Consider the following 6,835-nt stretch of genomic DNA (forward strand, 5'->3'; position numbering starts at 1 on the left):
TGGGTCAGGCCGTCAGGCGGTCCTGGGTCCGCCCGCCGATCATCACCTCGACAATAGCGCCTTCGTCCTGCGCCGCGGCAACGTCAACCTCTGTAAATTGCTCGGTCCGCCCCATATGCGGGTTTTCCATCAGGACCCGATGCCGCCGCCCCACCTGCGCGGTCAGATGCTGCGCCACCTGCCGCGCGCCTTCCGCGCGCAACCTCGCGGCGCGGTCCTTGACCCTCGCGCCATCCACCTGGGGCATGCGCGCCGCCGGCGTCCCCTGCCGGGGCGAGAACGGAAAAACGTGCAGCCAGGTCAAGCCGCACTCCTCGACCAGCCTTAGCGAGTTGTCGAACATCGCTTCTGTCTCAGTGGGAAAACCGGCGATGATATCAGCCCCGAACGTCATGTCTGGCCGCAAGCGACGTGCCTCTTCGCAAAAACGAATGGCATCGTCGCGCAGGTGGCGGCGCTTCATCCGCTTGAGGATCAGGTCATCGCCGTGCTGCAACGACAGGTGCAGATGCGGCATCAGGCGCTGTTCGCTTGCGATGGCCTGCATGAGGCTCTCGTCCGCCTCGATGGAATCGATACTGCTGATGCGCAGGCGCGGTAGGTCAGGCACCAATTTCAGAATCCGCATCACCAAATCACCCAACCGCGGCTGACCCGGCAGGTCGGCGCCCCAGCTGGTCAGGTCAACGCCGGTCAGAACGACCTCGTTGTATCCGCGCCCTGTAAGGCGCTTGATCTGATCGACCACGACCCCGGCGGGCACGCTGCGTGAATTTCCCCTGCCATAGGGGATGATGCAAAATGTGCAGCGATGATCGCACCCGTTCTGCACCTGCACGTAGGCGCGGCTACGCGTGCCGAACCCGTCGATCAAGTGGCCCGCAGTCTCGCGCACGCTCATGATATCATCGACCTGAACGCGCTCTGTTTCGCCGGTGAAATCCGGCGCCAGGCGCGCCCACGTATCGGCTTGCATCTTTTCCGCGTTGCCGATGACATGATCGACCTCGTCCATCGCGGCAAATGTCTCGGGCTCTGTTTGAGCAGCACAGCCGGTGACGATGAGGCGCGCATCGGGGTTCTCGCGGCGCAGACGGCGAATTTCCTGCCGGGCCTTGCGCACGGCTTGCGCGGTGACGGCGCATGTATTGATCACGACCGCATCGCCGACCCCGGCCTTCGCGGCAAGATCCTGCATCGCCTGCGTCTCGTAGGCATTCAAGCGACACCCCAAGGTGGAGAATTTCGGCGGCGCAAGCGTCATGTCACAGCCTTCATGAACTCGGGGGTAAGTTGACCATCGGCCACATGCATTGTCGGGCCGGTCATCCACACCCCATCATCACGCCATGCAACATCCAGGGTGCCGCCGTCCAGATCGATCCGAACCTCGCGGCCCGTCAAGCCCCGCCGTACTGCGGCAACGGCCACGGCGCAAGATGATGACCCGGACGCCAGCGTTATGCCCGCGCCCCGCTCCCACACGCGCAGGCGCACGTGATCCGGCCCCATAAGGGATGCAAACTGAACATTGGTGCGCTCGGGAAACAGCGCGTGCGTCTCGATCGCCGCTCCGCGCCCGGCCAGGTCGATTTCATCGGCATCCTCGACAAAAAACGTGCAATGCGGATTACCCATGCCGGTAGCCACCGGCGCGCCATCGATCGGCAGTGCCAGAGTATCAACCTCATGCGCGAGGGGGATATCGCACCAATCAAGCTGAGGCTGCCCCATGTTGACCGATGTAAGCCCTGCGCCCGCGTCGCGCGCGCGCAGGGTGCCGCGCCTGGTGGTAAGCGTCAGGTCCGTCTTGCCTGTCTCGTCCATCAGGTACCGCGCAATACAACGCGTCGCGTTCCCGCAGGCCGCGGACTCCGATCCGTCAGAATTGTAAAATACAAGATGAGCATCAGCCTGCCCGACTGTGATCACCGCCAACTGATCAAAGCCGACGCCCCTGCGCCGATCCGCAATCGCCCGGACCAGCGTCACAGGCAACTCCACCGACCGCGCACGCGCATCCACGACAACGAAATCGTTGCCCAGCCCATGCATCTTCATGAATGGCAGCCCTATGCGTATCGCGTCGCTCATGGCGGCGATATAAACCTCGTCATCACATGAATCCAGCCTAAGCGAAACAAACATGGATTTTGGGGTTGACCATACTCGCCGGGCTTTCTAGACACCGCTTCCAGTGGGCCGTTAGCTCAGTTGGTAGAGCAACTGACTTTTAATCAGTGGGTCGCAGGTTCGAATCCTGCACGGCTCACCACTGTTTCAAGGACTTGGCACCTTCGTGCCTGACATGTTGGAACGTGGTTGGAACGTGTTGGAACGACGATGTTCCCGACTTAATCCAACTACTTCTTGTGGTACAGTTGGGCAATCTGGTTCGCACCCTCACGTCGGCTCATTGAATAGCGGATCATTGTCGAGACACTGGCATGCTGAGTGCACAGGGGTCGCCCCGAGGCTTTTCGCGTCGGTGACTGCGTCGACACTCGCGTCCATCATCCCGATGAACCACAGGGCAACCGGCATCGCCGTCACCACGAACACACCGGGGATTGCTACGGTTGAAAGAGCCGCGCCCCTTGAGCGCGTCGCCCCCAGTTATCCTGGTTTAGCGGCTTCACTTTTCGCATTTTGCCGGCCTTTTTTGTCCAAGGGAGGCAGAAGCCCTGGGATATGCGTCAGGCGGCAGCCCTGAAGATCATCTCGACGGGGGCAATGCGTTGCTCGCGTAGGGCGGCGACGTAGTTGCCCATCTTGTCCGGCGCTCTTTCGCCCATCAGGATGTGCAGCCCCAAAGGTGGCCTTCCTTCGGTCTCCATCGCCGCAAGCTTGTCCTCGAAATCGTCCAGAGTGAAGGCGCTCAGGTCTTTTTCGGATAGCTGTGTGAAGCCTGCTTCCGAGGCTGCATTTCGATACCCGTCAGCATGCATCACGTGCGACATTTCAGGGGAGCTGGCCCAAGGAACCGGGAACTCTGGCGGCTTCGCTACAGGGCCCTCCATCACGTCAAAGACAACGAAATGTCCGCCCGGGCGCAAGACCCTGGCAGCCTCGGCGAAGAGGGCCTGCTTGTCCGGGATGTTCATACCCACATGCAACATCCAGGCCATGTCGGCCGTGTCCGCCTCTAGCGGTATCTCTGTCGCACTTCCTTCCTCAAAATCGGTGAGGTCATCAAGCCCCACTCGTGCACTCAAATGTCGGGCCGTCTGCACATACTCTGGTGTCAGATCAATCCCTTGCACCCGGCAGTTGTGGCGTGAAGCGATGCTACGAGCCGGACCGCCGATGCCGCAGCCGATATCCAGAACCTGCATTTCGGGTGTCACTTCGAGTTGCCCCAGAAGTGCCTTCGTTGCTTCAACCCCGGCACTATGGAATTCATCCACAGGCTTCAGGGTTTCCGCCGAAATGTTTTCCGGGTCATGGCCCAGCTCCCGAAGAGCCGAGTCGATTTTTTCGAGTATGTTTTCGGCCGCATAGTGTTCCGCAATTTGTCTCTCGCTCAGGGCCATTTTGATCCTCCCATGCTGATAAAGGCACCATAGCATATCTGTTTGATTCGTGACCGAGATGGCTCTCGGAGCGGGCTTCCCCGAGTGGCCCGCCACGAGGAAGGCCTTCGGTCGGCTATAGTATGAGCGCGGCGCGGCTCTTTGCGGCGGCATGGTTCGGCCATGCCGGCCGCGCGACGCACCCCGTCCGACAGGGTGCGGCGCTTCTCTGCCGCCGGATGCCGACGCCATATTGTCGGGTGATGTCCTTCTGCCCCCCGCCGGCGTCGCCGGAAGGCGCATCACCTAGGCGTGTCAGTTTACTGGCAGTAGGTATAGTCGATCCGGCACTGACCGGACTGGTTTTGCTCACAGAACCGTTCGGCCCGCTGTTGTGCCTTGGCTTGGGTGTCTGCGGCGCCGACCCCCCACCAAAAGCCGCCTTGAGTGCGTTGCGCAAGCGCGTGACAACGGGCGCGCACCGGCTCTGACACGATCGTGCACCCCGGTGCGTCACAGAACCCCAGAGCGACATCACGGGCCTTCTTCTCGGTCTTGCCGCGGCCATGGCCAAAGCGACCCTTCTTGTCGAGCGCGAAGGCCATCGGATCGAACTGTTGGGCTTGGCGCTTGGTGCGGTATTGCGGGACGGTGGTCTTTACGTTGACAATGGCGGGATCGGAGCCCGGCGAGAACCCGATATGCTTGTCGTAGAATCGCACCACGACTTGGTAATTGGTATCAGGCTGGAGCTCTCCGGCCGGCACCGTCATGTCGATCAGCGGTTTGTAGTTGGTGATGACGTCGCAGCAGTCGATGTCGCGCGAAAACACGTTCGTGCCCCGGTCCTTGTCGAAAACATGAAGCGTCATGCGGTCGATCTGGCAATTGTCGGGCACGAGGTTTCCAAACACCTTGATATCGAACTCGGGGGTGACGGCCTGTCCTTCGTTTGGGACCTTAAGGACCGGCTGGCAGGCGCCAGCCGGATGCGCCGCGGCTTGGGTGCCTCCGAACACCACGAAGAGAGAAAGGAATACTGCGAGGGTTGCGGCGGTGTGAATGATGGGAGTTTTCATAAAGCGAATTCTCCTGGTTGGTGGGTTTCGCCACGCGCGGCGCGACCCTGCCTGCGACATGAAGTGCTAATGGCGCGATGCGTAAGGCAGGTTGGCTCACGATGACACGCCATCGGTGCATCCTCAAGGCGTGTCAGCGGGCGCAGGCAAAGTGCGGGACAGGGGGGCAGATGAGCTACTCCCCTTCGATTGGACAGGATCTGGCGATTTTTCCCTGCTTTGAGACTGGGCGACATATGGTGTCCCTATGGAACAAGAAGACTTTAGGGGTGACCCCTGACTTGACGTCGACGCTGTCCCACACTGGCGTGGATTTCCGATACCCAGACCGAATGGCCGCCGGCCCTGTCGTTGTAACTCCGGACGGGCCTGCCCATGACTTGTGCCAGATGTAGCAACCTCTTATGGCTTCGGCCCATTGTATGTGAATGATCCAGACAAAACCGATGAGGCCTCGAAGGTGATTGATCCCAAAACGACACGCGTCCTCATCACCGGCACGGCCGGGTTCATCGGGTTTCACCTTGCGCGGCTTCTGCTGGCCGAGGGGTTCACCGTCCATGGATATGATGGGATGACTGATTACTACGACGTGCGCCTGAAACAGCGCCGTCATGCGATGTTGCGCCAGAACCAGCGGTTCACGGCGACCGAGGCGATGCTCGAGGACATGGACACCCTCCGCGCCGCCACCGACGCCTTCGCGCCCGACGTGATCGTCCACCTCGCGGCGCAAGCGGGCGTGCGCTACAGCCTGGAGAACCCCCGCGCCTATATCGATGCCAATGTCGTGGGCACGTTCAACGTCATGGAATGCGCGCGCGCCCACGCGGTGCGGCACCTGCTGATGGCCTCGACCTCGTCGGTCTATGGCGCGAACACGGACATGCCCTTCACCGAGGTAGAAAAGGCTGACACGCCACTGACCATCTATGCCGCCACGAAAAAGGCGACCGAGGCCATGGGCCATTCCTATGCCCATCTCTATGATCTGCCCACCACGATGTTCCGTTTCTTCACCGTCTATGGCCCCTGGGGGCGGCCCGACATGGCGCTGTTCAAGTTCACCAAGGGCATTATCGAGCGCACCCCAATCGACATCTACAACAACGGCGAGATGTGGCGCGACTTCACCTATGTCGATGACCTGGTACGCGGCATCCGGCTACTGTTCGATGCTGTGCCCGTGCGCCCCGACAGCGTCGAAGATATCGCACCGGGCGACAGCCTCAGCCCCGTCGCCCCGTTCCGCGTGGTCAATATCGGCAACTCCGACAAGGTGCGCCTGCTGGATTTCGTCGAGGCGATCGAGGATGAGCTGGGCCAAAAGGCGATCCGCAACTACATGCCAATGCAGACCGGCGACGTGCCCGCCACCTGGGCCGATGCGCAATTGTTGCAATCCTTGACCGGCTACCGCCCGCAAACCCCGTTCCGCGAAGGCGTGCGGCGGTTCGTGGAGTGGTATCGGGACTATTATCAGATTTGATTGTCCAGAGGGCTTCGATCACTGGAACCACTGGCGCGCAGCTTTCCAACGTCCCGTGACCTTGTCCTGGCATTAACTACCCATATGTCGGCATGACCTCAGTCAGATTGGCTCCCAAGGTCTTCCGGGGCCCTTTTGTTCAGCCGCATTGAAGATTTCGACAACACAACCAAGGCTTTACATCTTTACCATTTGTTAATACTTTTCACATCTATTATCGGTTGAAAATTTTCGCCGCATTGGGGTTATCGCCCTGGCGCTATTGATTTCTTGCGCGTGTTCCTTCCGTGCAACGTGTGATTTGATTGAGGTAGGCCGTGCCCTACGAGTTAGAGGTTTTCTTTGCTGTGTTCGCCACCTCTTGCGCAGTCACGGCGCTAGTGGTGGCCACGCGTCCTATGCATATCGGACTCAGCACCCGTGATCATGATACCAAGAGATATAGCTGAAAGTTGGTGATGGCCCCTGAGGGGCGGCATATCATGGCGGTGTTCACGCGCCGTCAATTCTCCGAAGAGAAAGGGATATGCCACATGACGAAGTCTACCATCACGCCATTGCCTGATCCATCGGGATTTTCGCCCGATCCGCTGACGGATATCCTGCGCTCCGGCGCGCGTCGCCTGATCGAGCAGGCGGTGGAAGCGGAACTGGCCGCTCTGCTTGCCTCCCATGCCGATGACAAGACCGAAGATGGCCGGTCCCGCCTCGTGCGCCATGGCTATCTGCCGGAGCGCGAGGTCATGACCGGGATC

At 60.4% G+C, this 6,835-nt stretch carries 5 protein-coding genes, 1 tRNA gene and 1 pseudogene; 3 read left to right on the plus strand and 4 right to left on the minus strand.

The genetic code is table 11. The annotated features are described in order from the left end of the window. Positions 1–4: 4 nt before the first annotated feature. A complete protein-coding gene (mtaB, locus tag G568_RS0113400) occupies positions 5–1,264 on the minus strand; it encodes a tRNA (N(6)-L-threonylcarbamoyladenosine(37)-C(2))-methylthiotransferase MtaB (protein ID WP_026758524.1) in 1,260 nt (419 codons plus the stop codon). Next, entirely contained in the window at positions 1,261–2,094 is an 834-nt protein-coding gene (gene dapF, locus G568_RS0113405; protein WP_026758525.1) for a diaminopimelate epimerase, read from the minus strand. The genes mtaB and dapF overlap by 4 nt, the downstream gene beginning before the upstream one ends. 105 nt (positions 2,095–2,199) lie before the next feature. On the opposite strand from dapF, the gene G568_RS0113410 reads away from it, so the two are divergent. Beyond that, positions 2,200–2,275: transfer RNA gene (locus G568_RS0113410), tRNA-Lys, on the plus strand. A 421-nt stretch (positions 2,276–2,696) separates the two neighbouring features. Here the strand turns inward: G568_RS0113410 and G568_RS0113420 are convergent. Both G568_RS0113420 and G568_RS0113425 read right to left on the minus strand, forming a co-directional pair. After that, positions 2,697–3,533 (minus strand): class I SAM-dependent methyltransferase, encoded by an 837-nt coding sequence (locus G568_RS0113420; RefSeq protein WP_026758526.1) that lies wholly within the window; start codon positions 3,531–3,533, stop codon positions 2,697–2,699. Positions 3,534–3,832: 299 nt separating this feature from the next. After that, positions 3,833–4,591: a DUF4189 domain-containing protein gene (locus G568_RS0113425; protein WP_026758527.1), complete on the minus strand. Its 759-nt coding sequence runs from the start codon at positions 4,589–4,591 to the stop codon at positions 3,833–3,835. A 460-nt stretch (positions 4,592–5,051) separates the two neighbouring features. Between G568_RS0113425 and G568_RS0113435 the strand changes: the two genes are divergently transcribed. Both G568_RS0113435 and G568_RS0113440 read left to right on the plus strand, forming a co-directional pair. Then, positions 5,052–6,080 (plus strand): NAD-dependent epimerase/dehydratase family protein, encoded by a 1,029-nt coding sequence (locus tag G568_RS0113435; RefSeq protein WP_211222258.1) that lies wholly within the window; start codon positions 5,052–5,054, stop codon positions 6,078–6,080. 533 nt (positions 6,081–6,613) lie between these two features. Then, positions 6,614–6,835: pseudogene (locus tag G568_RS0113440) on the plus strand (IS256 family transposase); the annotation flags it as partial.

It is taken from the genome of Sediminimonas qiaohouensis DSM 21189 (assembly GCF_000423645.1).
GTDB classification, from domain to species: domain Bacteria; phylum Pseudomonadota; class Alphaproteobacteria; order Rhodobacterales; family Rhodobacteraceae; genus Sediminimonas; species Sediminimonas qiaohouensis.

What these genes read in the sequence shown, in the direction of transcription:
- mtaB (WP_026758524.1), bottom strand. Translation starts at nt 1,264, where the DNA reads ATGACGCTTGCGCCGCCGAAATTCTCCACCTTGGGGTGTCGCTTGAAT.
- G568_RS0113420 (WP_026758526.1), bottom strand. Translation starts at nt 3,533, where the DNA reads ATGGCCCTGAGCGAGAGACAAATTGCGGAACACTATGCGGCCGAAAAC.
- G568_RS0113425 (WP_026758527.1), bottom strand. Translation starts at nt 4,591, where the DNA reads ATGAAAACTCCCATCATTCACACCGCCGCAACCCTCGCAGTATTCCTT.
- dapF (WP_026758525.1), bottom strand. Translation starts at nt 2,094, where the DNA reads ATGAGCGACGCGATACGCATAGGGCTGCCATTCATGAAGATGCATGGG.